Source organism: Novosphingobium sp. BF6 (assembly GCF_058273105.1).
In genome coordinates, this window is record NZ_CM177775.1 from 2,197,723 (window position 1) to 2,223,975 (window position 26,253).

29 protein-coding genes and 1 other RNA gene are annotated in these 26,253 nt (G+C 65.9%); 14 read left to right on the plus strand and 16 right to left on the minus strand.

The annotated features are described in order from the left end of the window. Positions 1-99 precede the first annotated feature (99 nt). Both AC4D6D_RS10705 and AC4D6D_RS10710 read left to right on the plus strand, forming a co-directional pair. The gene (locus tag AC4D6D_RS10705; protein WP_491325256.1) at positions 100-1,011 is read left to right on the plus strand and encodes an SDR family NAD(P)-dependent oxidoreductase; all 912 of its coding nucleotides are present in this window, start codon (positions 100-102) and stop codon (positions 1,009-1,011) included. A 76-nt stretch (positions 1,012-1,087) separates the two neighbouring features. Then, on the plus strand, positions 1,088-1,717 hold the full coding sequence (locus AC4D6D_RS10710; protein WP_491325257.1) for a DUF4328 domain-containing protein: 630 nt from the start codon (positions 1,088-1,090) through the stop codon (positions 1,715-1,717). A gap of 10 nt (positions 1,718-1,727) precedes the next feature. On the opposite strand, the gene AC4D6D_RS10715 is transcribed toward AC4D6D_RS10710, so the two are convergent. Genes AC4D6D_RS10715 through AC4D6D_RS10730 form a run of 4 tightly spaced genes read right to left on the minus strand, consistent with a single transcriptional unit; the run spans position 1,728 to position 4,816 of the window. After that, the gene (locus AC4D6D_RS10715; RefSeq protein WP_147215217.1) at positions 1,728-2,090 is read right to left on the minus strand and encodes a DUF2794 domain-containing protein; all 363 of its coding nucleotides are present in this window, start codon (positions 2,088-2,090) and stop codon (positions 1,728-1,730) included. 7 nt (positions 2,091-2,097) lie between these two features. Continuing rightward, positions 2,098-2,799 carry a serine O-acetyltransferase EpsC gene (gene epsC, locus AC4D6D_RS10720; protein ID WP_147215219.1) on the minus strand — a complete coding sequence of 234 codons (702 nt, stop codon included), beginning with the start codon at positions 2,797-2,799 and terminating at the stop codon, positions 2,098-2,100. Positions 2,800-2,843: 44 nt separating this feature from the next. Further along, positions 2,844-3,518 carry a GTPase domain-containing protein gene (locus tag AC4D6D_RS10725; protein ID WP_147215871.1) on the minus strand — a complete coding sequence of 225 codons (675 nt, stop codon included), beginning with the start codon at positions 3,516-3,518 and terminating at the stop codon, positions 2,844-2,846. 11 nt (positions 3,519-3,529) lie between these two features. Continuing rightward, entirely contained in the window at positions 3,530-4,816 is a 1,287-nt protein-coding gene (locus AC4D6D_RS10730) for a heavy-metal-associated domain-containing protein (RefSeq protein ID WP_491327238.1), read from the minus strand. 218 nt (positions 4,817-5,034) lie between these two features. Between AC4D6D_RS10730 and purM the strand changes: the two genes are divergently transcribed. Further along, positions 5,035-6,138 (plus strand): phosphoribosylformylglycinamidine cyclo-ligase, encoded by a 1,104-nt coding sequence (purM, locus tag AC4D6D_RS10735; protein WP_491325258.1) that lies wholly within the window; start codon positions 5,035-5,037, stop codon positions 6,136-6,138. A 55-nt stretch (positions 6,139-6,193) separates the two neighbouring features. Then, positions 6,194-7,096: a phosphoribosylglycinamide formyltransferase gene (gene purN / locus AC4D6D_RS10740; RefSeq protein WP_491327239.1), complete on the plus strand. Its 903-nt coding sequence runs from the start codon at positions 6,194-6,196 to the stop codon at positions 7,094-7,096. 26 nt (positions 7,097-7,122) lie between these two features. On the opposite strand, the gene AC4D6D_RS10745 is transcribed toward purN, so the two are convergent. The 5 genes from AC4D6D_RS10745 to AC4D6D_RS10765 form a co-directional block, all read right to left on the minus strand. After that, on the minus strand, positions 7,123-7,377 hold the full coding sequence (locus AC4D6D_RS10745) for a DUF465 domain-containing protein (RefSeq protein WP_147215223.1): 255 nt from the start codon (positions 7,375-7,377) through the stop codon (positions 7,123-7,125). A 75-nt stretch (positions 7,378-7,452) separates the two neighbouring features. Then, positions 7,453-7,698 (minus strand): hypothetical protein, encoded by a 246-nt coding sequence (locus AC4D6D_RS10750; RefSeq protein ID WP_147215225.1) that lies wholly within the window; start codon positions 7,696-7,698, stop codon positions 7,453-7,455. A 109-nt stretch (positions 7,699-7,807) separates the two neighbouring features. Then, positions 7,808-8,230, minus strand: coding sequence for a nucleoside-diphosphate kinase (gene ndk / locus AC4D6D_RS10755; RefSeq protein WP_147215227.1), 423 nt, complete (start codon positions 8,228-8,230; stop codon positions 7,808-7,810). Between the two features lie 115 nt (positions 8,231-8,345). Further along, the gene (locus AC4D6D_RS10760; RefSeq protein ID WP_491325259.1) at positions 8,346-8,783 is read right to left on the minus strand and encodes a DNA polymerase III subunit chi; all 438 of its coding nucleotides are present in this window, start codon (positions 8,781-8,783) and stop codon (positions 8,346-8,348) included. Between the two features lie 22 nt (positions 8,784-8,805). Continuing rightward, positions 8,806-10,269, minus strand: coding sequence for a leucyl aminopeptidase (locus AC4D6D_RS10765; RefSeq protein ID WP_491325260.1), 1,464 nt, complete (start codon positions 10,267-10,269; stop codon positions 8,806-8,808). 94 nt (positions 10,270-10,363) lie between these two features. On the opposite strand from AC4D6D_RS10765, the gene AC4D6D_RS10770 reads away from it, so the two are divergent. From AC4D6D_RS10770 to rsmA, 4 genes are all read left to right on the plus strand, one after another. Further along, positions 10,364-12,667 carry an LPS-assembly protein LptD gene (locus tag AC4D6D_RS10770; RefSeq protein WP_491325261.1) on the plus strand — a complete coding sequence of 768 codons (2,304 nt, stop codon included), beginning with the start codon at positions 10,364-10,366 and terminating at the stop codon, positions 12,665-12,667. A 176-nt stretch (positions 12,668-12,843) separates the two neighbouring features. Then, positions 12,844-14,211, plus strand: coding sequence for a peptidylprolyl isomerase (locus tag AC4D6D_RS10775; protein WP_147215236.1), 1,368 nt, complete (start codon positions 12,844-12,846; stop codon positions 14,209-14,211). 19 nt (positions 14,212-14,230) lie between these two features. Further along, complete coding sequence (gene pdxA / locus AC4D6D_RS10780) at positions 14,231-15,277, plus strand: 4-hydroxythreonine-4-phosphate dehydrogenase PdxA (protein ID WP_491325262.1); 1,047 nt, start codon at positions 14,231-14,233, stop codon at positions 15,275-15,277. Next, positions 15,274-16,098 carry a 16S rRNA (adenine(1518)-N(6)/adenine(1519)-N(6))-dimethyltransferase RsmA gene (gene rsmA / locus AC4D6D_RS10785; RefSeq protein ID WP_491325263.1) on the plus strand — a complete coding sequence of 275 codons (825 nt, stop codon included), beginning with the start codon at positions 15,274-15,276 and terminating at the stop codon, positions 16,096-16,098. Before pdxA ends, rsmA begins: the two co-directional genes overlap by 4 nt. A gap of 16 nt (positions 16,099-16,114) precedes the next feature. On the opposite strand, the gene AC4D6D_RS10790 is transcribed toward rsmA, so the two are convergent. Both AC4D6D_RS10790 and AC4D6D_RS10795 read right to left on the minus strand, forming a co-directional pair. Further along, positions 16,115-16,489 (minus strand): hypothetical protein, encoded by a 375-nt coding sequence (locus AC4D6D_RS10790; RefSeq protein WP_147215242.1) that lies wholly within the window; start codon positions 16,487-16,489, stop codon positions 16,115-16,117. A gap of 90 nt (positions 16,490-16,579) precedes the next feature. After that, positions 16,580-18,709, minus strand: coding sequence for a malate synthase G (locus AC4D6D_RS10795; protein WP_491325264.1), 2,130 nt, complete (start codon positions 18,707-18,709; stop codon positions 16,580-16,582). Between the two features lie 286 nt (positions 18,710-18,995). Here AC4D6D_RS10795 and AC4D6D_RS10800 point away from each other — a divergent pair, with 286 nt between their 5' ends. Next, positions 18,996-19,283, plus strand: a complete 288-nt coding sequence (locus tag AC4D6D_RS10800; RefSeq protein WP_147215247.1) for a hypothetical protein — start codon at positions 18,996-18,998, stop codon at positions 19,281-19,283. A 51-nt stretch (positions 19,284-19,334) separates the two neighbouring features. Here AC4D6D_RS10800 and ssrA read toward each other — a convergent pair. Together ssrA and mscL are read right to left on the minus strand one after the other, a co-directional pair. Beyond that, positions 19,335-19,702, minus strand: a transfer-messenger RNA (tmRNA) gene (ssrA, locus tag AC4D6D_RS10805). A gap of 44 nt (positions 19,703-19,746) precedes the next feature. Then, on the minus strand, positions 19,747-20,172 hold the full coding sequence (mscL, locus tag AC4D6D_RS10810) for a large conductance mechanosensitive channel protein MscL (RefSeq protein WP_147215249.1): 426 nt from the start codon (positions 20,170-20,172) through the stop codon (positions 19,747-19,749). 202 nt (positions 20,173-20,374) lie between these two features. On the opposite strand from mscL, the gene AC4D6D_RS10815 reads away from it, so the two are divergent. From AC4D6D_RS10815 to AC4D6D_RS10835, 5 genes are read left to right on the plus strand one after another with little or no spacing between them, the layout of a single operon-like run. Continuing rightward, positions 20,375-20,980, plus strand: a complete 606-nt coding sequence (locus AC4D6D_RS10815) for a LemA family protein (protein WP_491325265.1) — start codon at positions 20,375-20,377, stop codon at positions 20,978-20,980. 4 nt (positions 20,981-20,984) lie between these two features. Then, a complete protein-coding gene (locus tag AC4D6D_RS10820; RefSeq protein ID WP_491325266.1) occupies positions 20,985-21,806 on the plus strand; it encodes a TPM domain-containing protein in 822 nt (273 codons plus the stop codon). A 14-nt stretch (positions 21,807-21,820) separates the two neighbouring features. Further along, a complete protein-coding gene (locus tag AC4D6D_RS10825; protein ID WP_491325267.1) occupies positions 21,821-22,504 on the plus strand; it encodes a TPM domain-containing protein in 684 nt (227 codons plus the stop codon). Then, positions 22,501-23,055: an NUDIX hydrolase gene (locus tag AC4D6D_RS10830; protein ID WP_491325268.1), complete on the plus strand. Its 555-nt coding sequence runs from the start codon at positions 22,501-22,503 to the stop codon at positions 23,053-23,055. Before AC4D6D_RS10825 ends, AC4D6D_RS10830 begins: the two co-directional genes overlap by 4 nt. A 1-nt stretch (position 23,056) precedes the next feature. Continuing rightward, positions 23,057-23,266, plus strand: coding sequence for a hypothetical protein (locus AC4D6D_RS10835; RefSeq protein ID WP_491325269.1), 210 nt, complete (start codon positions 23,057-23,059; stop codon positions 23,264-23,266). A gap of 110 nt (positions 23,267-23,376) precedes the next feature. Here AC4D6D_RS10835 and mmsB read toward each other — a convergent pair whose 3' ends face one another. From mmsB to AC4D6D_RS10850, 3 genes are all read right to left on the minus strand, one after another. Beyond that, a complete protein-coding gene (gene mmsB, locus AC4D6D_RS10840) occupies positions 23,377-24,246 on the minus strand; it encodes a 3-hydroxyisobutyrate dehydrogenase (RefSeq protein WP_491325270.1) in 870 nt (289 codons plus the stop codon). A gap of 154 nt (positions 24,247-24,400) precedes the next feature. Next, entirely contained in the window at positions 24,401-25,183 is a 783-nt protein-coding gene (locus AC4D6D_RS10845; protein WP_147215264.1) for an enoyl-CoA hydratase-related protein, read from the minus strand. After that, entirely contained in the window at positions 25,180-26,253 is a 1,074-nt protein-coding gene (locus AC4D6D_RS10850; RefSeq protein WP_491325271.1) for an enoyl-CoA hydratase/isomerase family protein, read from the minus strand. The genes AC4D6D_RS10845 and AC4D6D_RS10850 overlap by 4 nt, the downstream gene beginning before the upstream one ends.

Here is a 26,253-nt window from a genome sequence, read left to right on the forward strand (position 1 = left end):
GCCCCGGACTGGCGCGGGGGCAAGGTTTGTGATCGCATGGAGAGGGTGGGATTCGAACCGGCATTGAAGCACCCCGCGCAACCTGCCATTTCCTTGCCCATGCAGGAAACGATCTCGTTCACCGGACAAGTCGCCATCGTCACCGGCGCCGGACAGGGCCTCGGCCGCGCCTATGCGCTGGAACTGGCGCGGCGCGGCGCGAAAGTCGTCGTCAACGACATCGGCGCCGCGCGCGACGGCAGCGGGCATTCGGATGCCGCCCTCGCCGTCGTCGAGGAAATCCGAGCGGGTGGCGGCGAGGCGATGGCGGACGGCGGCGATGTGTCCGACTTCGCGCAGATGGAAGCCATGGCTGCCCATGCCCGCGAAGCCTGGGGCGGTATCCATGTCCTCATCAACAATGCCGGTATCCTGCGCGACCGCACTTTCGCGAAGATGGACATGGCCGATTTCGAGCGCGTCGTGCGGGTCAACCTGCTCGGCAGCGCCTATGCGACCAAAGCCGTGTGGGAGACCATGCGCGAGCAGAACTACGGCCGCGTGCTGATGACCACGAGTTCCAGCGGCCTCGGCGGCAATTTCGGCCAGGCCAATTACGGCGCGGCCAAATTGGGCGTGCTCGGCCTCGCCCGCACCTTGCGCATGGAAGGCGCGAAATACGGCATCCGCGTCAATTCGCTGGCCCCCACGGCGGGAACGCGGATGACGGCGGACATCTTCCCCGACGAGGCCTACAATGCCTTCCGCCCCGAAGCCGTCGTCCCGGCGGCGCTGTTCCTTGTCTCGAAGGATGCCCCGAGCGATGCCGTGGTCGGCGCTGGCGGCGGGGTGTGCCAGAGCGCCTTCATCACCATGAACGACGGCGTTTTGCTGGAAGAGAGCGACATGACCGTCGAGGGCTTCGCTGCGGCCTGGCCGCGCATCACCGACCGCCGGGGCGACCAAGTGCTGGCAACGGGCATGGACCAGGCACACCATGCCTTGTCGATGCTTTTGAAATCGCGTGATTAAAGTCCAGAAATCCCGTTGACGCGCAAAAGTCAGAAGATACAGCGTCGATGCTGTAAAAGGACCAAGGGACGACGCCGTGAACGAAGCCGAGCTTGAGCGGGGATTGATCTCGCTGCGCAAAAGGGAAACCGCCCTCCGCATCGTGATCGGGCTATACCTCGTCTGTACGACGGTAGCGCTTTCCTTGTGGGGGACGATTATCGGCCGCGGCATCGACCAGGACGGGGACGATCCGTTGTTACTGGCGGCCGGATTATCCGGAGGCCTCTATGCCGTGCTCTTCATAGCCAGCATCGTTGCCGTCTGTTTCTGGCTCCATCGCGCCCATGCCAACCTCTTCATCGCAGGCATTCAGGATCTGAAATTCAAGCCGAATTGGGCGGTGGGCTGGTATTTTGTGCCCTTTGCCTTCTGGTTCAAACCATTTCAGGCCATGCAGGAGCTCTGGAAGTCCAGCCATCTCGCCGACGAAGGCCTGTCCGAGCGAACGGACGGCAAGCTGATCGTCTGGTGGGCCTGCTGGATACTCGGCAACATGATCGCCAACCTGAGCATGAAAAGCAGTGGATTTACCAGCGCGATCAACCTCCTGGACCTGACAGGTTACGCTTTTCATATCGTTGCAGCAGCGGTCCTGCTGATGATAGTGAACGCCGTCACGAAAGCACAGTCATCCGAAATGAGCGTTCGCCACGCTTTCGCCTGACCAGGAAGCGTCAGTCCTCGACGACTTTCAGCAGCTTGCGCTCCAGCGGGCTCAGCACACCTGCCAGTTCGTGGCCGCGCTTTAGCACTTGCCCCACTTCTCCGAACAGCGTCCACATGCCCTGTTTGCTGCGCAGCGAGGGGCGTTTCTCGATGCGCGCCTGGGGGCGCTCGGCGGCGCGGCGGAAGGCGGAGAAGTTGGCCGCCTCCTTGCCGAAATCCATCGCATAGTCGCGCCAGATTCCGGCGGCGACCATGCGTCCGTAGAGGTCGAGAATGCGCTGGAGTTCGATCCGGTCGAAGCCGACCTGAAGCGGCACCCGCCCCGGAAAGGCGACGACGGTTCCGGGATGAGGATGGCTGCCTGCGGACATCCGCCGGTCAGACGCCCTTAACGACCGGCTCGGCCTGCTTCTCTTCTTCCAGCTTGCGCATCAGCGTATCGACCTGGGCGCGCAGGGCTGCGACCTGCTCTTCCAGTTCGTCCACCCGCTGGCTGCCGACCGGCTCGCACGGCTCCTTGCAGGGCGTGCCGTAGGGCATGAATTCCTTGGCGTAAGTCTCCGCCTTTACCAAAGTGGAGCGAGCCTTGACGCCGATCATCGTCGCGCCTTCCGGAACGTCCTCGGTCACGACCGCGCTGGCGCCGACGCGGGCGCGCTTGCCCACGGTAACCGGGCCGATGATCTGCGCGCCGGAGCCGACGATCACATTGTCCAGCAGGGTCGGGTGACGCTTGCCGCCCTTGCCGTTGGTCGGGTTCGAGCCGCCGAGGGTGACGCACTGATAGATCGTGACGTTGTCGCCGATCTGCGCGGTCTCGCCGATCACGGTGAAGCCGTGGTCGATAAAGAAGTTGCGACCGATCGTGGCGCCGGGGTGAATGTCGATCGCGGTCAGGAAGCGCGAGACGTGGTTCACCACGCGGGCAAGGAAGAACAGGTCGGCGCGGAACAGCCGGTGCGCGATCTTGTGGAAGAACAGCGCCCAGACGCCGGGGTAGAGCAGGACTTCCCAACGCGAACGCGGTGCGGGGTCGCGTGCGACGACGGAATCCAGATAGCGAACCAGATTAGTCAACATCGCACGAATCTCCCATCAATCGGCCCGCGTAGCAAGCCATGAGGTCAGGAGGGGGCCTGATCGCCATCCGCCCCGCCATCCCCATGGCCAGCATGTCCTTCCGAACCGTAAAGCTCGATCAGCGCCTCGCGCCAGATCGCCAGAGTCGGCGGCTGTTTGCGCTCAAGGCTGAGCCGGTCGATGGCGGCGACCAGGTTTTCGACGCCCAGATGGCTACGCTCGCAGCGCGGTACAAGATAGTCGCGCGCGGAAGGATCGAGCGAAAGCCCGCGAACTTGCGCATGAACGTCGATCAGTTCGCCCAACATCTCCTCGTCCGGGTCGCCGATTTCCAGTTCCAGCGCAGCGCCGAGGCGCGAGCCGAGGTCTGGCAGCTTGACCTGCCAGAGGCCTTCGGCTTCCCCGCCGCTCGCGGCCCGGCGGCGACTGGAGAGGATCAGCAGAGGACGGCGGCTTTCCTGTGCACGGTTCCAGCTGTGGAACACCACATGCTCGTCCATGCGATCGGCATCGTCGAGCACGTCGCCATGACCCGATTCGACGAACCAGCGCGCCAAAAGCGACTTGCCCGAGCGCGGCGGCCCGTAAAGGATCGCGCTGTGGAACGGCCAGGACGCCGATTCCAGCAGCCCGTCTACCGCATGGGCATTGGCATTGCCGACGACAATGCGCGGCGGGCTGTCGCTCGCGGCGGACAGCGGGAGTGCGATCTGCTTCATCATGGGAGGACCTAGCGGGTGATCCTCAGGGCACCGCCGCTGCTTGTCACCTTCCAGCCCTGCCCGCGCAAGGCGGAGGCAAGCCGTTCGCTGCCGCCCTCGACGGTCACGCGCATCACCGAAGTGCCGCCGACGGCGAGGCTCATTGTTGCCGCGCCGCGCACGCCGGGAACCCCGCGCACCGCGGCAAGCGCTGCATCGACCGCCGCCGCATCGGGGGAGGCGAACTGGACGGACACCGTCTCGACCGGCGCGCTGGGTGCCAGCGGCGAGGGTGCGGAAGACGGTATCACGGCCTGCGACGGCAGTGCCTCGATCGGCGCGCCGCCCTTGGGCATGAGCTTGGTGCGCAGCTCGGCAAAGGCGCGGTCGAGCACCTGGCCGCTGGTCGTCAGCGTGGGATCGGGACGAAGCTGACCGCCGGAAAGCGCATCGCGGTAGAGGCCGTCCATGCGCTGGACCGCCTTGTCGAGCATGCCGGGCAGTTCCTGCTCACTGCCCGCGTCCATCTCGAAGGTGCCGAGGAAGGTGTTGTCGGGGCCGTAGCGCGCAGTGAAAGTGCCATGGATCGGGCCGCCCGGCCATTGCCGTTCGAGGCGGGCATAAGGGATCACCACGTCGGCGGCGTCGAACTGGTTGAGCACGTTGCGCCACCACAGGCGGCTGCGGCGCGAAGCCTGCCCTGCCGTGAGGATCAGCGATTCGCCGCCCGCGCCGACCGGGCGCACATAATCGATCGGGCTTTGCGAGGCCTGGAACTCCGCCCAGGCGCGCTGCCACGGACCGCGCACTTCGAAGACCTGCTGCACGCCGCCCGAATAGAGCACCGGCAGCACCAGCATCGGCGCCGAACGGATCGTTGCGCCGCCGGCACCGACATATTGTCCGGCGCGGGCCTTGTTGAAGATCACACCGAGCGTGGCGATGTATCGGCGCGGACCAACCTGTTCCTGGCCGATCACCACCGAAGACACCATCGCGTCGATCGCCTCGACCGGCATGTCGGGGCCGCCGAGCTTCTTCCAGGCTTCCTTCTCGGCCTGCTTCCAGCCTTCCAGACGCGCATCGGCGCCGGTCTTGGCGGTCACGTCGACCTTGATGCCGTTGACCTGGATATCCTCGGAATTGGCGAGCGGAGCGATACCGCGATCGCCCTCCACTTGCGCCACGAGGCGATAGCCGCCCGCCGCGCCGAGCGCGAGAATCGCCGCGCCCCCGGCCACGAGCGCCATGCGCCGCGCAGAAGCCGGAGCGCTGCCGGCCACACGCCGGATCTTGGGGGAAAACGTCAGAGCCATCATCAAACCGTGTGGCCTTTTGCCCAAACCGATCCGGAAAACCAAGCCGTAATCCAAGTCCCGGCGCTCCATCGACAAAGAACGCACAGCCGAAATCGGCGGAACAGCTTGAACGCAGCGATCCGCGAGAAATTTTTCCGACCGAATTGCCGGAAATATCCCTGCCGAAAGTCATGCTCGGGCGTGACAGCGGCGCGTTTGCACACTATGCGCGCGCAATGTCCGACGATAACACCCCGCAGAGCTATTCCTACGAGCAGGCCGGCGTCTCCATCGCCGCCGGCAACGCGCTGGTGAAGGCCATCGCCCCGCTCGCCAAATCGACCGCGCGCCCCGGCGCCGATGCGGAGCTTGGCGGCTTCGGCGGCTTCTTCGACCCGCGCGCGGCAGGCTACAAGGACCCGCTGCTGGTGGCCGCAAACGACGGCGTCGGCACCAAGGTCAAGCTGGCCATCGACCATGACCGCCACGACAAGATCGGCATCGACCTCGTCGCCATGTGCGTGAACGACCTTATCGTCCAGGGCGCGGAGCCCCTGTTCTTCCTCGACTACTTCGCCACCGGAAAGCTTGAGAACGGCGTCGCCGAGCGCGTCGTCGCCGGGATCGCCGAGGGTTGCCGGATCTCCGGCTGCGCCCTGATCGGCGGCGAAACCGCGGAAATGCCGGGCATGTATGCCGCGGGCGACTACGACCTCGCTGGCTTCTGCGTCGGCGCCGTCGAGCGCGGCGAGCAGCTGACCGGCGACAAGGTTGCCGACGGCGACGTGCTGCTGGGCCTCGCCTCCTCGGGCGTGCACTCGAACGGCTACTCGCTGGTCCGCCGCCTCGCCGAGGACAAGGGCTGGAAGCTCGACCGCCCGGCGCTGTTCGATTCGGACACGCTGCTGATCGACGCGCTGATCGCGCCCACGCGCATCTATGTGAAGAGCCTGCTGCCGTTCATCCGCTCGGGCCGGATCAACGCCCTCGCCCACATCACCGGCGGCGGTCTGCTGGAAAACATCCCGCGCGTCCTGCCCAAGGGTCTCCATGCCCGCATCGATGCCGGTGCCTGGGAACAGCCGCGCCTGATGGCCTTCCTCCAGACCCAGGGCAATATCGAACCGGCAGAGATGGCCCGCACCTTCAACTGCGGCATCGGCATGGTGCTCGCGGTTCCGGCGGATGACGTCGCCGCGCTCAAGGCCGAACTGGAAGCCGCCGGAGAGACCGTCTTCGTGATCGGCATCGTCGAGGAAGGCGAAAAGGGCTGCACCGTCCAGGGCGGCGCCGAAGTCTGGTCCGCCCGCGAGGACTGGGAAGCGGTGCATCTTGCCTGACAGGGCTTCCGGGAAGGCCAAAGTCGCCGTCCTGATCTCGGGCAGCGGCACCAACATGGCCGCCCTGCTCTATGCCAGCCGGGACGAGGACTGTCCCTACGAGATCGTCCTCGTCGCCAGCAACAAGCCGGATGCGGGCGGTCTCGCCCTTGCCGCCGCCGAAGGCGTGGCGACCTTCGCGCTGAGCCACAAGGGCCTCTCGCGCGAAGACCACGATGCGGCAATGGACGCCGCGATCCGCGAATCCGGCGCGCAGTGGGTCGCGCTCGCGGGCTACATGCGCATTCTTACCGAGGGCTTCGTGCGGGGCTGGGAGGGCCGGATGGTCAACATCCACCCCTCGCTCCTGCCGAAATACACCGGCCTTCACACCCACCAGCGCGCCATCGACGCGGGCGACAGCCACGGCGGCGTCAGCGTCCATCTCGTCATTCCCGAACTCGACGAAGGTCCGATCCTGGGCCAGGTCCCGGTCGCCATCGTGCCCGGCGATACGGCGGAGACGCTGGCCGGACGGGTGCTGATCGCCGAGCACCAGCTCTATTCGCGCTGCCTTGCCGCTCTCGTCGTGCGCGAATCGAGCCCGGAATGGCTGCTCGAACGCGTGCGCGAACGCGCCATGGCGCTGCCCGAGGCCGACGAAGTGGAGAGCCACGGCATGCCCTGCTTCGGCGTGACCAAGGGCAAGAAATTCGCCTATTTCACCTCGAACCACCATGCCGACGGTCGCACCGCCCTGCTCGTGAAGATCAGCGGCGCCGACGAGCAGACCATGCTGATCGAACAGGACGAGGACCGCTACTTCCGCCCCGCCTATTTCGGCGACGGCTGGATCGGCATCCGCCTGGACCTTGGTGAAAACAACTGGGATGTGATCGGCGAATGGCTGTCCCGCTCCTGGCGCGCGATCGCACCGAAGAAGCTGACCTCACTGATGGATGCCGCCGACCAGTTCTAAAACCGGCGGTATTCGTGACCGGCTGATCAGGCGCCGACGGCCCCCGCATCGCGGATCATCCGGCCAAGCTGGTCGAGCAGGCAGAGTCGCTCCTTCTTGAGGTCCTCCAACCGGGCATCCGAAGCCGCTTCCAACGCCGCCTCGATCCGATGAATCGCCCCGTTCACCTCGTCGTAGCGGTCGGCCAGCACCGCGAAATGGCCGCGCGTGGCCTTGAGGTGATGCAGGACCTCCAGATCCTCCGGAAACTCTGCGGCGAGTTCGTGGGCTTTGTGGGACATCGGCTCTCCTCTTTGCTCTGGACGCATCGCAGGTTATCCTGCCGTTTCGGTACCCGCCTTGCGCGGGATCAATCGTCAGATCTCTGAATAGTCGACTTGCGGACGGCTTTCACGGGTGCCGCGATAGCGCTTGTCTGGCTCCGCCGGGTCTCCGGCGATAACCACATGGTCGTCATGCACCTCGACCAGCTTTCCGACGAAGGGAAAGCCTTCGAGACTCCCGTTCACGCGGTAGCTGACCGTATCGCCGACCTTGAAGCGCGTCGCGTCGAAATTGAACTCGAACGGACAGACTTCGTCCGAGGTGCCCATGCCCTGCATTTTCGCTCTCCGAGTTTTCGGAGAACCTATCGCAAAACCACCTCGTCCCGCAAAAACAAAAAGGCCGCCCAAACGGGCGGCCTTTTCATTATCGATTGAAGCGCTTGCTTCAGCCGACGATTTCTTCAGGCTTGAAGAAGTAGGCGATTTCGATCGCCGCGTTTTCTTCCGAATCCGAACCGTGAACCGAGTTGGCTTCGATCGATTCGGCGAAAGTCTTGCGGATGGTGCCTTCAGCGGCGTCGGCCGGGTTGGTGGCGCCCATCACGTCGCGGTTGGTCTTCACGGCGTCTTCGCCTTCGAGAACCTGCACGACCACCGGGCCGGAGATCATGAAGGAAACGAGGTCGTTGAAGAAGGGACGCTCCTTGTGGACGGCGTAGAAGCCTTCGGCCTGCTCCTGCGAGAGCTGGATGCGCTTCGAAGCGACGACGCGCAGGCCGGCTTCCTCGAGCAGCTTGGTGACGCCGCCGGTCAGGTTGCGGCGGGTCGCGTCGGGCTTGATGATCGAGAAGGTGCGGGTAACCGCCATGGTAGGTTCCTTAGAAAAAGGGTTGGAATCTTGCGCGCGCCAGTAGCGGGGAACGCGCCGGATCGCAAGGCGGGCGCGGATTAACTTCAGGTAGTCCGGGTGCTGACCCAGGGTGCTAGGCAGCCTGGACCCAGCGGCCGCCTTCCTGCTTCCAGTAGTAATGCTCAACGCCTTCACGGCCGCGCAGCATGCGCCAGGTATCGCGGGCGTGCTGGAGCGTGCTCTCGTCGAACAGGAAGAACGTACGCTCGAACGGCACTTCGCCCTCGCGCCACTGGCCGTCGGCAATCGCCATGAATTTCGCGCCGTTGGCGGGTTCGGGCGTGTCGGACAACAGGATCGGCTGGCGATCCTCATTGCCCTCGCCCGCAAAGCCGTTGGCGAGGAAGCTCTCAGCGCCGACGGACCAGAGCGCCTGACAGATGCGCTGGCGCTGGCCGAGATCGGCGGAGACGACGAGCAGGCGCCCGCCATTCCCCGCGACCTTTCCGGCGATCAGCGCCAAAGCGCTTTCGGCAGGGTCACGACTGAGCTGATAGAAATCGACGCGCATGTCGCGGCCCTGCCCCTTTTACTTAGGCTTCGAGCGTGTCGCGCACGAAGCGGTCAAGCAGGCGCACGCCGAAGCCCGAAGCGCCCTTGTCCCAGGTCGCGCCCGGCTTGTCGGTCCAGACCGTGCCGGCAATGTCGAGGTGCGCCCAGGGGGTGTCGTTCTCGATGAAGCGCAGCAGGAACTGCGCCGCCGTGATCGAGCCGCCGAAGCGCGGGCCGACGTTCTTGATGTCGGCGATCGGGCTGTCGATCATCTTGTCGTAGTTCGGCCCCATCGGCATGCGCCACAGGCGGTCGCCCGAAGCGTCGCCAGCAGCGGCGAGCTGCGCGGCGAGATCGTCGTTGTTCGAGAACAGGCCCGCATATTCATGCGCGAGGCTGAGGATGATCGCGCCGGTCAGCGTGGCGAGATCGACCACCTTGGCAGGCTTGTACTCGCGCTGCACCCAGGTCAGCGCGTCGCAGAGCACCAGACGGCCTTCGGCATCGGTGTTGATGACTTCGATGGTCTGGCCCGACATCGAGGTGACGACGTCACCGGGGCGCTGGGCATTGCCGTCGGGCATGTTTTCCACAAGACCGCAGACACCGATCACATTGGCCTTCGCCTTGCGCAGCGCGAGCGCGAGCATCGTGCCCGCGACGGCACCGGCGCCGCCCATGTCCCACTTCATGTCTTCCATGCCGGCAGCCGGCTTGATCGAGATGCCGCCGGTGTCGAAAGTCACGCCCTTGCCGACGAAGGCGACCGGCGCCTCGCCCGCAGCGCCGCCCAGCCATTCCATGACCAGCAGGCGCGCCGGGCGAACCGAACCCTGCGCCACGCCGAGCAGCGAACCCATGCCGAGCGCGGCCATTTCCTTGTCGTCGAGCACGCGGACCTTGAGGCCGCTGCCCGCCACTTTCGCCTCGACGCGCGCGACGAAGGATTCGGGGTAGATCACGTTGGCCGGTTCGGTCACGAGTTCGCGGGTGAACGAAACGCCCGCGACGATCGCCTGCTCGATTGCCCAGGCCGCCTCGGTGCCTTCCGGCGCGCCGACCACGGCGATGTCCACGAGGCTCGGCTTGGCGTCTTCGGCCAGCTTGGTGCGATAGGTATCGAGGCGCCAGGCGCGCAGCACCGCGCCGAGCAGCGCGCCCGCCGCTTCGTCGGCGGTGAGACCGGCGCCGGTCAGGTCCAGCGTCACGGCGGTCTCGCCCGAGGTCAGGTACTTGGCGACGACGGCCGCACCCGCGCGCTCGACGGCGCCCTTGCGATCCTTTGCATCGGCCGCGCCGATCCCGGCCAGCGCCACGCGCACGGCCTTGCCGTCACGCTCCACGAAGCCCTCGAAGACCTGCCCGGCCTTGCCGGTGAAGCGCGAGGCCTTGGCGCCTTCTACGAGAACCTGCTCGATATCGGCGGGAATCGCATCCTGGTTCACGAAGCGGGCGACGAGACGCGCCGGGGAGGCGGCAGCAGCGTCAAGGAACTGGATATTCATGGGATCTCCTGAATCACGGGGGCGGGCGCCGATCTTGTGCGCTTCGCCGCAACAGCGGATTGCAGTTAGGCACAGGCGGTGCGATAGGCAAGGGATGCTCCCTGCCGCGCCGACCCTGCTGCAAGCCCCCCTTCGCCGCTTGCGACCCGTTTCGCTGAGCGTGCTGGCCCTTGGAATCGCCGCATTCGGCCTGCCTTCGCATGCCTTTGCGCAGGACGTCTCGCGTCCCGTCGATACCGGACCGATCGAGGGTGCGCCCCCTGCTCCGCCCCCTTCCACCGAAGACAACGTGCCGATCGCCTTCGAGGCGGACACCGTCGAATACGACCAGAACGACGAATTCGTCACCGCCACCGGCAATGTCGTGCTCCGCAAGGACAAGCAGTCCGTCCGCGCCGACAAGGTGACGTGGAACCGCAAGACCGGGCAGATCCTGGGCAGCGGCAATGTCCGCATGGTCGATCAGGACGGCAACCAGCTCTATACCGAAAGCGTCGAGCTGACCGACGAACTGAAGACCGGCATGATGGAGAACCTGCTCCTCGTCATGCGCCAGGGCGGTCGCCTTGCCGCCACCAAGGGCGAGCGAATCGCCAATGGCGATGTCGTGCTCCAGCGCGCCGCCTATACCGGCTGCGCGGTGGAAAACGACGAAGGCTGCCCCAAGAAGCCGACCTGGCGGGTCGTCGCCAAGACGGTAGTCTATAGCGAGGAGCGCAATCGCGTGCGCTTCAGCGACGCCCGGCTCGAGCTGTTCGGCGTGGTCCAGTTGCCGCTGTTCGGCCTTTCGGTGAGCACCAACGGCGGCGCGGTCTCCGGCTTCCTGGTGCCCGACTTGCGCACCAGCCCGTCGAACGGGATCGAGGTGGCGCAGTCCTACTACTGGCGCATTGCCGACAACCGCGACCTCACCGGCTCGCTCCACGCCTATACCAAGGCGGCGCCGATGGCCTCGTTCCAGTATCGCGCGCTGACCGATATCGGCGCCTACCAGATCACCGGCTACGCCACGTCGAGCAACCGCATCCCGATCAACAGCAGCAATCCGGACCCGAACCGCGAACGCGCCTTCCGCGGCTATGTCTTCGCCAACGGCAAGTTCCAGCTCGACGAGAACTGGAGCATTACCGCCTCGATCCGCCGTGCCACCGACCGCACGTTCGTGCGCCGCTACGACATCTCGCGCGACGACCGGCTGCGTTCGTCGGTCGAAGTCGAGCGGATCGACCAGGACAGCTACTTCTCGTTTGCAGGCTATGCCACGCAGACCCTGCAATCGAGCCGCGACCAGGGCCAGATCCCGGTCGCCTTCCCGGTGCTCGACTATCGCCACCGCTTCAACGAATCGCTGCTGGGCGGCAAGATCGACACCCAGGTCAACACGATGGGGGTCACCCGCGTGGACGGGCAAGACACCCAGCGCGCCTTCGCCAGCACCCAGTGGTCGCTGCGCAAGCTGACCGGCATGGGCCAGGAAGTGACCTTGACCGGCCTCGTGCGCGGTGACGTCTACCATTCCGACGAAAACGACCTGACCACCACCGCGCTCTATCGCGGGAAGCCGGGCTGGCAGTCGCGCGGCATCGCGCTCGCCGCGGTGGACGTGAAGTGGCCGCTGGTCGGCCAGGTGTTCGGCGGCAGCCAGGTACTGACCCCGCGCGTCCAGTTCGTCGCCACGCCGAAGGTCAAGAACCTGGCGATCCCCAACGAGGATTCGCGCGCGATCGAACTGGAGGACTCCAACCTCTTCGCGCTCAACCGCTTCCCCGGCTACGACCGGTTCGAGGACGGCGTGCGCTTCACCTACGGCGTCGACTGGATGTTCGAGCGCTCGCGCTGGCGCATCAAGTCCACCGTCGGCCAGTCGATCCGCCTCAGCAACAAGCCCTCGATCCTGCCCGACGGCACCGGCCTTGCCAGCAAGACCTCGGACATCGTCGGCCGCACCGAGCTGCGCTATCGCAACTTCTTCAACATCATCCACCGCTTCCGCGTCGACAAGGACACGCTGGCGGTGCGCCGCAACGAGTTCGACATCTCGCTGGGCAACAACCAGACCTATCTCGAACTCGGCTATACCAAGCTCAACCGTGACATCTCGATGGATATCGAGGATTTGAAGGACCGCGAGGAAGTGCGCGCCGCCGGCCGTGTCGCCTTCGCCAACTACTGGTCGCTGTTCGGTTCGGCCGTCGTCAACCTGACCGACCGCAAGGAAGACCCGACGTACGGTTCGGACGGCTTCCAGCCCCTGCGCTCGCGCGTCGGCATGGCCTACGAGGACGACTGCCTGCAGGTCTCCTTCACCTGGCGGCGCGACTATGTGACCTTCGGCGATGCCCGCAAGGGCAACTCTTTCCAGCTGGGCTTCGCGCTCAAGAACATCGGGGCATGGTGATCGGGCACGACTTGCCAAAGCGGTCCTTGCCGGAGCCGCCATCGCCAAAGCGGCTATCGGACGTGCTCAGTTTCGGTTAAGCCGCGTGCCGACAGAGGGCCGGTAATGCGTCCCTCGGCGAAATTCTCCATCGAGCGGCAGCGGCCGTGCAGGTCGAATACGGGATATAGGTCAAGGTGAAAGCTATCCAACGCAACACGTTCTTCAAGCGCGCGGCCTTTGCCTGCACTGCCGTCGCCACTTGCGGCACGCTGGCCGCAGCGCTCTCCTCCGGCGCCGCTTCCGCCCAGTCCGCGCCGCAGGGCGAGATCGTCATTCCCGATGACGTGAAGATCTTCGGCAACGACAATCCCAACCTGCGCCGCGCCACCGCCGTGGTGAACGGCTCGGTCATCACCGGGACCGATGTTGACCAGCGCCTCGCCCTGATCCTCGCCGCCAACCAGGGCAAGATCAGCGAAGACGAACAGAAGCGCCTGCGCCTCCAGGTGCTGCGCAACCTGATCGACGAGACGCTCCAGATCCAGGAAGCCAAGGCCGCCGATGTCGCCGTGGACGAAGCCGAGGTCAACCAGTCCTACGCCCGCGTCGCCTCGCAGAACTTCAACCAGAACACCCAGGCGATGGACGCCTACCTGAAGCGCGTCGGCTCCTCGCCGGACTCGCTCAAGCGCCAGATCCGCGGCGAACTCTCGTGGCAGCGCCTGCTCCAGCGCAACGTCCAGCCCTTCATCAACGTCTCCGACGACGAAGTGAACGAGTATATCGAGCGCCTCAAGGCCTCGAAGGGCACCGAGGAATACCGCCTCGGCGAGATCTATCTGGCCGCCACCGCCGAATCCCAGCAGCAGGTCGAGGCGAACGCCAACCAGATCATGCAGCAGCTGCGCCAGGGCGGCAGCTTCGTCGCCTATGCCCGGCAATATTCGCAGGCCTCGACCGCGCCTGTCGGCGGCGACCTCGGCTGGGTCCGCCTCGGCCAGCTTCCCGGCGAAGTCGGCGAAGCCGTGCGCGACATGCAGCCCGGCCAGCTGGCCGGTCCGATCGCCATCCCCGGCGGCTACGACATCGTCTACCTGATCGACAAGCGCCAGGTCCTCACCGCCGACCCGCGCGACGCGGTGCTGGCGCTGAAGCAGATCTCGATCGAGTTCCCCAAGGGCGTCAGCGAAGCGCAGGCCAATGCCAAGGCCGAGAATTTCGCCAAGACGATCAAGACCGCCAAGGGCTGCGGCGACGTCGACCAGGTCGCCGCGACCATCGGCGCGCAGGTCGTTGCCAACGATCAGGTCAAGGCACGCGACCTGCCGGGACCGATCCAATCCTCGATCCTCAATCTCTCGCCCGGCGAGACCCTGCCGCCGTTCGGCTCGCTGACCGAAGGCGTCCGCATCCTGATGCTCTGCGGCCGCGACGACCCGCAGGCCGATTCCGGGCCGAACTTCGAGCAGGTCATGTCCCAGCTCGAAGACGACCGCATCAACAAGCGCGCGCAGATGTACTTGCGCGACCTTCGCCGCGACGCGGTGATCGAGTACAACTGACGATAACGGGGGCGGCACGATGGCGGCCAATACCAACGGCGCGCCGTCCCTGGCGGTTTCGCCTCTCGCTGTTTCGTTAGGCGATCCGGCGGGCGTAGGTCCGGAACTCTTCGCGCAGGCCTGGACCGTGCGGCAGGAAGAAGGACTAGCGCCCTTCTTCGCCGTCGGCGGGGCCGAAGTGCTCAAAGCCGCCGCGCGCAGCCGGGGGATCGACCTCCCGATCGTCCGCATCGCCGCACCGCACGAAGCCGCCGAAGTCTTCGCCAAGGCGCTGCCGGTGCTGGGCGACGAGGATGCCCAGGCCCGGTTCGGCCAGCCCGACCGCAACGGCGCCGCCCTTGCCCTCCATTCGCTGACCCACGCGACGCAGTTCGCCCTGTCCGGGGCGGCGAGCGCGATCGTCACCGGCCCCATCGCCAAGTCCAAGCTCGCCGAAGTGGGCTTCACCCAGCCCGGCCAGACCGAATTCCTCGCCGATGCCTGCGGCGTTGCGCATGGCGACGCGGTGATGATGCTGGCCGGACCCAACTTGCGCACGGTGCCGCTGACCGTCCACGTCGCGCTCTCGCAGGTCCCGGCCCTCGTCACCCGCGAGCTGATCGAGGGCAAGGCCCGGATCGTCGCCCGCGCGCTCGCCCGCGACTTCGGCCTTTCTCCCGCGCGCATCGCCATTACCGGCCTCAATCCCCATGCCGGGGAAGACGGGCGGATGGGCCGCGAGGAGATCGAGACCATCGCCCCGGCCATCGCTGCCCTCGTCGCCGAGGGACTGGCCGTCACCGGCCCGCACCCCGCCGACGCGCTGTTCGCCGCGCATGAGCGCGACAGGTTCGACGTCGCGCTCTGCATGTACCACGATCAGGCGCTCGTCCCGATCAAGACCCTCGATTTCGACGCGGGCGTCAACGTCACGCTCGGCCTGCCGATCGTGCGGACCTCGCCCGACCACGGCACCGCTTTCGGCATTGCGGGCCGGAACGTGGCGAGCGCGGGCGCGACGATCGCCGCCATCCGCATGGCGGGCCAATGCGCCGCACGCAGGCTTTCGCCGGAGACCCCAGCATGACCACCCTTCCTCCGCTGCGCGAAGTGATCGCCCGCCACGGCCTTTCCGCCTCCAAGGCGCTCGGCCAGAACTTCCTGTTCGACGAGCAGTTGCTGGACCGCATCGCCGCGATTCCCGGCGGTCTCGAAGGACGGCAGGTGCTGGAAGTCGGCCCCGGCCCCGGCGGCCTTACCCGCGCCTTGCTGCGCGCGGGCGCCACCGTGACCGCGATCGAGATGGACCGCCGCTGCCTTCCGGCGCTGGCGGAAGTGGAGGCCGCGTTCCCCGGCAAGCTCAAGGTGATCGAGGGCGACGCGATGAAGATCGCCCCTGCCGACCTTTTCGACGGGCCTTACGCGGTCGTCGCCAACCTGCCCTACAATGTCGGCACTGCGCTGTTCACCGGCTGGCTCTCGGGCGAGGCCTGGCCGCCGCAGTGGTCGTCGCTGACGCTGATGTTCCAGGAGGAAGTGGCCCGCCGCATCGTCGCCGAGCCGGATACTTCCGCCTATGGCCGCCTTGCGGTTCTGGCGCAGTGGCGCTCGCAGGCGAAGCTGGCGATGAAGGTCCACCGCAGCGCCTTCACCCCGCCGCCCAAGGTCATGTCGGCGATCATCCACGTCGAGCCGGGCGAAGCGCCCGAAGGCGTGTCGATGCGGGTGCTGGAGCGCGTGACCGAAGCCGCCTTCGGTCAGCGCCGCAAGATGCTGCGCCAGAGCCTCAAGGGCGTGCCCGGCGCGCTAGATGCCTTGGAAAGTCTGGGCATCGATTCCCAGCGCCGCGCGGAAACGCTGTCGGTCGCGGAATTCGTCAGCGTGGCCAAGAAACTGACCCGGTCCTGACCGGACCGGGTGGAGTTTACTGCGCCGCCTCGGCGGAAATGGGTTGCTTGACGGCGCCGAGATCGGGCTTGGCAAGCTGCGCCCCCACCCAAACTGCCACGGCAAGGCCAAGCCCCATCAGCGCGAACTGGACGAGACGCCCCGTCAGCGGTCCATCGGACGCAAGGAAGCCGGCAACGCCGCGTTCCTTCTGGAAACGCAGCGCTTCCGCCGCCAAAGCGACCGGCAAAACCGCGCCGCCCGCATTCGCACGATCCCGCTCGGCACGAACCGAGTCGAGACGCACGACTCGCGCGCCTTCTTCAGAATTGATACCGTCGGCCGGGACGCCGACGGACGGCGTACCGGGAATGGCGTGCCCATGGGCACGATCAGCACTGGACTTCTTCAACGCCGGGCCCCCCTAGCGAACACCACGTTGAATAGTGCCTTACACGCGATAGATCAAATCAAAGTTAACGCGCGGGTGAGGCTTTTGCGGTCACACCTCCGCCAGCGAAGGCACGGCTGTCGCTGCCTTTTTCCGGCGGCGCCAGGCATGAAGCAGCGGCTCGGTATAGCCGCTCGGCTGCTCCACGCCATTGAAGACGAGATCGCAGGCCGCGCGGAAGGCGAACGAGGTCTCCCAATTGCCCGTCATGGGCTCATAGAGCGGATCACCGGCGTTCTGCGCATCGACCTTGGCGGCCATGCGGTGCAGCGAATCCAGGACCTGCTCCCGTGAACAGACCCCATGGAGCAGCCAGTTCGCGATGTGCTGGCTGGAGATGCGCAGGGTCGCGCGGTCTTCCATCAGGCCGACATCGTCGATGTCCGGGACCTTCGAGCAGCCGACGCCCTGGTCGATCCAGCGCACGACATAGCCGAGCAGCCCCTGGGCGTTGTTGTCCAGTTCCTCGCGCACTTCGGCCTCGGACCAGTTGGTGCCCTCTGCCAGCGGAACTTGCAGCAGGAGACCGAGACCGGGAACCTCCGCGCCTGCCATCTCGCCACGCAGGCCGAAGACGTCGACCTCGTGATAGTGCATGGCATGAAGCGTCGCAGCAGTGGGAGACGGCACCCAGGCGGTGTTCGCCCCGGTGCGCGGATGGCCGATCTTCTGTTCGAGCATGTCGCGCATTCGGTCCGGAGCCGCCCACATGCCCTTGCCGATCTGCGCGACGCCCGAAAGCCCGTGCCGCAGCCCGATCGCGACATTGCGCTTCTCGTAGGCGGCAATCCAGCCCGAGCCCTTGATCGCGTTCTTGCGGATCATCGGCCCGGCCCGCATCGACGTGTGGATTTCGTCGCCGGTACGATCGAGGAAGCCGGTGTTGATGAAGACGATCCGGTCCTTCACCGCGTGGATGCAGGCCGCGAGGTTGGCCGAAGTGCGCCGCTCCTCGTCCATGACGCCGACCTTGATCGTGCGGCGAGGCAGGCCCAGCAGGTCCTCGACCGCATCGAACAGGTCGTTGGTGAAAGCGCATTCCTCCGGCCCGTGCATCTTCGGCTTGACGATATAGATCGCGCCTTCGCGGCTGTTGCCGAAGCGGGTCAGGCCCTTCACGTCCTGCGCCGAAATTGCGCCGGTCAGGACGGCATCGAGGATGCCTTCGGGAATTTCCGAGCCGTCGGCCAGCAGGATCGCCGGATTGGTCATCAGATGGCCGACATTGCGGACGAACAGCAGGCTGCGCCCCGGCAGTTCGAGAACCTCGCCCGAGGGCGTCTCGACCGCCTTGTCCGGTGCCAGCGCGCGGGTATGGGTGCGACCGCCCTTCCCGAAGGTCTCGGTGAGGTCGCCCCGGATCACGCCGAGCCAGTTGGCATAGCCCGCCAGCTTGTCCTCGGCATCGACCGCGGCAACGGAATCCTCCAGATCGACGATCGTGGTAAGCGCGGCTTCCACAACGATATCGGCGATGCCTGCCCGGTCGGACCGGCCGACCTCGCTGCCCGCATCGACGACGATCTCGATCCCGAGACCGTTCGAGCGATAGAACCGCCCGGCCTGCGTCGTCCCTACATATTGCGCAGGATCGGCCAGAGCCACGTCGAGGCTTTCGACATCGGCCCAACTTCCCGAGACCAGCGGCAGGGCCTTGTCGAGGAACCGGCGCCCTTCCGCGATGACCGCCGCGCCGCGGGCCGGATCGTAGCCCCGCCCCTGCGCTGGCGCGGCATCAAGCGCGTCGGTGCCGTAGAGCGCGTCATAAAGGCTGCCCCAGCGCGCATTGGCAGCGTTGAGCAGGAAACGGGCATTGAGCACGGGAACGACGAGCTGCGGCCCCGCCATCGTCGCGATCTCCGGATCGACGCCGGTGGTGCCGATGGCGAAATCGCCGGGTTCGGGCACCAGATAGCCGATCTCGCGCAGGAAAGCCTGATACTCGGCCTGATCGATGGGCTTGCCGGGACGTTCCAGATGCCAGGCGTCGATGGCCGCTTGCAGCGCGTCGCGCCGCTCCAGCAGCGCCCGGTTGCGCGGCGCAAGTTCGGCCACGAGCGCTGCGAACCCCGCCCAGAACCCGGTCGCATCCTGACCGATCGGCGGCAGCACTTCCTCCTCGACGAAACGCGCCAAGGCAGCATCGACCCGCAGGCCCGAACGTTCGATTCTGTCTGTCATCTTTCCTCGCATTCCAGGCGCGCAAGCACTTAACGTGCGTGCGGCGGCCGTGACATCTGTTCAAGATTGTCCTGGGGAGGATTGGCTCTGCTATGCCTGATCCGGATGGGGTTGGCAAATGCGAACTCGCCGGGTGCGACCGCTTCGGTCCCAAAGTGGTACCTCGTTGGACCAGCTTACACCTTGCGTCGGAATGACTTACAACCGACATTCCCCTCTGCTTCGGGGAACCTTCGAGCGACTCCCCCGGTTGCGCCAGAGGACGCGCGGTATTGGAAGGATCGGAATGCTCCGCAAGATCAGCCGGCTTTTTGTCATCAAGACGCGCTGGGAAGCGTTCATGATCATCTATGCTCTCGCCCTGGGCGCGGTGGAGCGCGGCAGCGTCTACCTCACGCGCTTTCCGGGATGGGGCGGGAAGCTGTTGTTCCTGGCCTGCACCGGCGCCGTCTTCATGGCGGGGGCGAAGATCCTCGACTGCCTGAAGTTCGAGCAGGCCCAACGGCTGGCAGAAGAAACCGCGCACGTGCCGGAGACAGACGAACCGATCGCCGAAAGGGCGAATGCGGCCTGAACTGGATCGGAAAGGTGGGGTGATTCTGTTGCAAGGCTCACCCCGGGCCCCTGGAATCCCTTCTGTTGCCCGGTGGGTCCAACCGCGCTTTAGCTTTGTAACGTCAGGGCGTTAGCCCCTAGAATTACGCGGCGAGAGCGAGTGCTTCGTTGTCGTTGGCACTTGTGAGTTTTGAGCCTTGAACGGGTTACTCAGCCCGAATGAAAACACCGCTTTTCAACACACGTCGATCCTAGTTCGGCCCCGTCATCACCCCTGCGACAACAGGGCTATTCAACCAGATGGTTGAACGGGTGATGGTGGAGCCGCCGGGTACCGCCCCCGGGTCCGCTGTGCCTATTGTACGGCGCAGTTTATCATCATAGCCAGCCGAGGCTGACAGGACCCCATATAGGGCGCGCTGCGAAAAAGAAAAGGGCGGGAAAGCATCCCGCCCGTTCTCCATTCACAGAAGGATTTTGCCTCAACCCTTCTTGAGCGAGTCACGGATTTCCGCGAGCAATTCCACTTCGGTCGGGCCGGTAGGCGCCGCGGGCTCTTCCTTCTTGGGCAACAGGCGATTGGCCTGGCGCACGATCAGGAAGATGACGAAAGCGAGAATCAGGAAGTTGATGATCGCCGTAAGGAACGCGCCGTAACCGAACATGGCGACGCCCGCCGCCTTCAGGCCGGCATAAGTCATCGGGCCGGTATAGTCCGCCGGGACCGTGCCGAGCACCACGAACTTGTTGCTGAAATCGATGCCCCCGGTGATGAGGCCGATGAACGGCATGATGACGTCGTCGGTCAAAGAAGCGACGATCTTGCCGAAAGCCGCGCCGATGATCACACCGACGGCGAGGTCGAGCACGTTGCCGCGCGCGATGAAAGTCTTGAATTCCTGAAGCATGGGTCGATTTCCCCTCGATCCTGTGCGGTCCATGATTGGCGGCAAACCTGCCACATCGGTCGTTATGTAACAATCGCCCGAGTAACAAACGGTTGCGCGCGTCGTTTCAGGAGAGCGACCGTCCTTGAACCGGGCCGGGCGGCTGCTATCTATTCCAGCTAGAGGCATGGCCCCATGGCCAAGCCGATCAGGAGGATCACGAATGTCCCTTTCCGCCCTGGCCCGCAAGAGCCGCACCGTGCTGGCCCTCGCGGCGGCGCTGTCGCTGGCTGCCTGCGGTTTCAACTCGGTCCCGACCAAGCAGGAAGCCGCCAAGGCCAAGTGGGCCGACGTGCAGGCCGCCTTCCAGGAACGCGCCAACCTCGTCCCCAACCTCGCCGCCGTGGCCAAGGGCGCCGCGACGCAGGAGAAGGAAATCCTCACCGGCGTGGTAGAGGCGCGCGCCAAGGCGACCAGCGTGCAGGTGAACGCCACCGACCTCAACGATCCGGCCAAGATGCAGCAGTTCCAGGCCGCGCAGGCCCAGTTCGGCCAGAGCCTCTCGCGCCTGCTTGTCAGCGTCGAGCGGTATCCCGACCTCAAGTCGATCATGAACTACCAGATGCTCCAGACCCAGCTTGAGGGCCAGGAAAACCGCATCCGCATCTCGGTGCGCGACTACAATGCCGCGGTTCAGGACTACAACACCGAAGTCCGCACATTCCCGACCATGATCGGCGCCAAGCTGCGCGGCGCGGACCCGCTGGTCCCCTACCAGGCGACGACGCCGGGCGCCGAAAACGCGCCGAGCCTCGAAGGCAAGATCTGATACCGTGATCCGTTTCCGGGCCGTTCTCGCGGCCATCCTTCTGGCGTTCGGCGCGCTGCTTGCCCAGCAGGCAGCCGCTGAACCCACCTTCCCCAAGCTTACCGGCCGCGTCGTCGACGATGCCAGGCTGCTCAACCCGCAGCAGACGGCCCAGCTCACGCAGAAGCTGGAGGCGCTGGAGAAGAACTCCGGCCGCCAGCTGGTCGTCGTCACCCTGCCCAGCCTCCAGGGCTACGAGATTTCCGATTACGGCTACCAGCTCGGCCGGGCTTGGGGCATCGGCGAGAAGGACAAGAACAGCGGCGCCCTGCTGATCGTCGCGCCGAACGAGCGCAAGGTGCGGATCGAGGTCGGCTACGGCCTCGAACCGATCATCACCGACGGCCTCTCGTTCCTCATCATCAACAACCAGATCCTCCCCCGCTTCAAGGCCGACGACTATCCCGGCGGCATCGCGGCGGGCACGGATGCGCTCGTCAAGCAGCTTACCCTGCCGCCCGATCAGGCCCGCAAGGTGGCGGCGGACGCCGATGCCGCGCGCAAGCAAGGCTCCGGCGGCGGCTTCCCGATCGGCACCATCGTCTTCATCCTCATCATCGTGTTCTTCGTGGTCATGCCCATGATCAACGAAGCGCGCGGCGGCGGGCGGCGACGCGGTGGCTTCGGCGGCCCGATCATCTGGATGCCCGGCAGCTTCGGCGGCGACGATGACGACGATCACTTCGGTGGCGGCTGGGGTGGCGGCGGCGGCTTCGGCGGTAGTGGAGGCGGCTTCTCGGGCGGCGGCGGCAGCTTCGGCGGCGGCGGCGCGAGCGGCAGCTGGTAAGGGGGACAGAAACGATGCCGACACCCGTCTATCTTTCCGCCGAGGACCACGACCGCATCAGCGCCGCCGTGGGCGAGGCGGAAATGCACAGCGCCGGCGAGATCGTCACCGTGCTGGCCGACCGCTCTGACGGCTATACCGACGTGGCCCTCGCCTGGGCCGCGATCGTCGCCTTCCTGGCCCTCGCGGCCCTCGCGATCGCGCCCGAATTCTACATGGGCCTCTACGAAGACCTGCTGGCCGACTGGGGCCACGAATGGACCCCACGCATGATCGTCGGTCTCGCCGCCGGGATCGCCGCGATCAAGTTCGGCGCGATGCTGCTGCTCCAGCTGATCCCGCCGCTCAAGTTCTGGCTGGTCCCGCCGCAGATCAAGACCATGCGTGTCCACGCCCACGCCCTCCGCGCCTTCCGCATCGGCGCCGAGCAGCGCACCACGGGGCGCACCGGCGTGCTCATCTACCTCTCCATGCGCGAGCACCGCGCCGAGATCGTCGCCGACCGCGCCATCGCCGCCAAGGTCGATCCCGAAGTCTGGGGCCAGGCCATGTCGGCCATGCTGGCCCATGTCCGCGAGGGCCGGACCTGCGACGGCATGGTCGTGGCCGTGGGCAAAGTCGGCGCGATCCTCGCCCAGCACTTCCCCCGCGCCGATGACGACGTGAACGAACTTCCCGACAGGCTGATCGAAATATGACCGAAACCACCACTCTCCCGCCTGACGCCGACGCCCCCGACGAAGTCGTCTGGCAGGGCCGGTTCATCACCACCCGCAAGCGCGGCCGCTGGGAATACGTCAGCCGCGCGCGCGGCATCCGCGCCGCCGTGATCCTCGCCGTCGATCCCGAAGACCACGTCATACTCGTCGACCAGTACCGCGTGCCGCTCGGCAAGCGCTGCATCGAACTGCCTGCCGGTCTCGTCGGCGACCATGACGACAGCGCCGACGAAGACGCCAGCATCGCCGCCGCCCGCGAACTGGAAGAGGAAACCGGCTACCACGCCGGACGCATGGAAAACCTCGGCGAGTTCTTCTCCTCGCCCGGCATGGTCAGCGAAAGCTTCACCCTGTTCCGCGCCCACGACCTCGTGAAAGTGGGCGAAGGCGGCGGTGTCGAAAGCGAGGACATCGTCGTCCACCGCATCCCCCTCGCCGGGATCGAACAGGCCATCGCCGCCTGGCGCTCGCAAGGCTACGCGATGGACGTGAAACTGCTCACCCTGCTCGGCGCCCGGCTTCTCGGCTGACATGCGCACACGCTTCGGCGTCTGCCAGCGCAAGCGGCGCTATGCGAGCGAGGCCGAGGCTTTGGAGGTGGCGGCGAAAGCGGCGGTCGTGCTGCGACCCTATCGCTGCGCGCTCTGTCGGCAGTTTCATCTGACCGGGCGGACCAAGGGGATGCGGGTGCCGCGGTTCTTGCTAGAGAGGCAAAAGGAAGAGGAAAGCAGGGGAGCATAGCCCCCCTGCACCCCCATGGCTGTCTACCTCGCGCCCTGCACGATCCCGTGTGTGCGCATTGCGAGAAATTGAAGGCCTGCGGCGCCTCTTCATCGCCGCCGTGGACACCCTCAGAGCGTCGTGAAGATTGCCCCGAAGTCCTTGCCGCCGTTCCCGGCCTCGACGAAAGCCTCGTAGATCTTCGTCGCGTGCTCGCCCATCGGCACCGTGGCGCCCGAGGTTTCCGCTCCGGCCATCGCCAGCCGCAGATCCTTCAACATCAGCGCCGAGGCAAAGCCGCCCGCATAGCCGTTGTCCGCCGGGCTAGTCGCGCCGACGCCCGGCATCGGCGTATAGTCGTTGAGCGACCAGCAATAGCCAGTGGCCTTCGAACTGATCTCGTAGAACGTCTGCGGGTCGAGTCCCGCCTTCTGCGCCAGCGCCAGCGCCTCGCAAGTGCCGATCATGTGCACCGCCAGCAGCATGTTGTTGCACATCTTGGCAACCTGCCCCGCCCCGGTATCACCGGCATGGATCACCGCCTTGGCCATCGGTTCGAGCACCGTCTTCGCCCGTTCGAACACCGCATCGCTGCCGCCGACCATGAAGGTCAGCGTACCGCCGTTGGCCGCCGCGATCCCGCCCGAGACCGGCGCATCGGCCATCTCGTAACCCGCCGCCTGCGCCAGCGCGACGACTTCGCGCGCCGTTTCGAGATCGATGGTCGAGCAATCGAGGAAAAGTGTCCCCTCGGGCGCATGGCCGAAGACTTCGGCGGTATAGACCGACCGCACGATCGCCCCGTTCGGCAACATCGTGACGACCGCATCGACGCCCTCCACCGCTTCCGGAACGGTGGCGAAAGTCGCACAGCCCTGCTCCGCCGCCTTGGCGACGGCATCGGCGGACAAGTCGAACGCGCGAACCTCGTGCCCCGCCTTCACGAGGTTGGCAGCCATTCCGCCGCCCATATTGCCGAGACCGATAAAGGCGATTTTCATGACATTTCTCCCACGTTTCGTGCAGCCACAACCCGTCATCCCAGCGCAGGCTGGGAGCGCTATAGTGTTACGCTACTTTGCATATGTAGCCGGGCTAAGCGCTAAGGCCGCGCCCGGTTCACAACGGTCCCAACCTGCGCTGGGGTGACCGCGCCTACTTACCCTTCCAGACCCCCGGCCGCTTCTCGACGAAGGCCTTCATGCCCTCGACCTTGTCCTCGGTCGCCGTCAGCACCTGGAACATGCGGCGTTCCAGAACGAGAGCGGTATCGAGCGTGGTCTCGAAGGCAAGATTGACCATTTCCTTGTTCATCGTCGCGGCCAGCGGCGGCATTCCGGCGATCGCCTCCGCGGCCTTCAGCGCCTCGTCCAGCAGTTGGTCAAGTGGCACTACGCGGCTGACGAGACCCGAACGCTCGGCTTCGGCCGCGTCCATCATCCGGCCGGTGAGGCACATGTCCATCGCCTTCGACTTGCCGACCGCGCGGGTCAGGCGCTGCGAACCGCCCATGCCGGGCGCGACGCCCAGCTTGATTTCCGGCTGGCCGAACTTCGCATTCTCCGAAGCGATGATGAAATCCGCCATCATCGCCACTTCGCAGCCGCCGCCGAGCGCGAAGCCGTTCACCGCCGCGATCCACGGCTTGCGGGTGGTCTTGACGATCCGGGAGGTCCAGCCGGCGAAGAAGTCCTCCGAATAGAACTCGGCGCTCGGCTTGTCGGCCATTTCCTTGATGTCGGCCCCTGCCGCGAAGGCCTTCTCACCCGAGCCGGTGAGCACCGCACAGCCCTGCGAGGCATCGGCCTCGAAAGCCGCGAAAGCCGCGATCAGGTCCTCCAGCACCCGCGAATTCAGCGCGTTGAGCGCCTGCGGGCGGTTCAGCGTAATGAGCGTGACGTTGCCCTTCTTCTCAACCAGGATCGTCTCGTAGCTCATAGGGGCTTCCATTCCTCTTCTGGGGCGAGCGGCGCGAAGATCGCATCCAGCATCGCATCGGTGACGCCTTCGGGCGCCGGGGGATTCCACTCAGGCGCGTTGTCCTTGTCGACGATGACCGCGCGCACGCCTTCCGCGAAGTCCGGCAGGACCAGCACGCGGCTGGCCAGCCGGTACTCCATCGCCATGTTCTGCGCGAAATCATCCAGCGTCAGCGAAGTAGCGAGCTGGCGCAGCGAGACCTTGCAGGCCTGCGGACTCTTGGTGCGCAAGGTCGCCAGTTCGCGCGCGGCCCACTCGCTGTCGTCGCTCTCCAGCGAGGCGAGCACCTGCTCCAGCGTGTCGAAGGCGAAGTGCCTGCGGATCTGCGCCTCATATGCGGCGATCTTCGCTTCCGGCGGCTTGACCGAAAGCGCGCCGAGCACGCCGCCGATCTCGTGTCCGGCGGCGATCCGCCGCTTCGCCTCGGGCAGCGCCTCGCTCGGCAGGTAATGGGTGGCAAGGCCCGCCCAGAGGCATTCCGCCCCGTCCAGCCGCGCCCCGGTCAGCGCCAGGAACTGGCCCAGTCGCCCGTCGAGCCGCGAGAGATACCAGCCGCCGCCGACATCCGGGAACAGACCGATCCCGGTCTCGGGCATGGCGAAGCGGGTGTGTTCGGTCGCCACGCGGAACTGCGCGGGCTGCGAGATGCCGACTCCGCCGCCCATCGTAATGCCGTCCATGAAGGCGACGACCGGCTTGCCGTAGGTGAAGAGCTGATGGTTGAGCTGATACTCGGCGAGGAAGAACCGGCGCCCCTCGATGCCGTGATCCTCCAGCGCGGAACGGCGCAGCAGGTTGATGTCGCCGCCCGAGCAGAACCCACGCCCTTCGCTGTGCTCGATCATCACCGCCTTCACGCCGTCGTCTCCGGCCCAGCCGATGAGCAATGCACTCATCGTCTCGCACATGCCGAGCGTCATTGCGTGGATCGCCTTGGGACGGTTGAGCGAGATGATCCCGGCCACGCCCTCGCGGCGGTCGAGGATTTCTGCAGTCAAAGTGTCGGTGGGCAGGGTCTCGATGGTCAT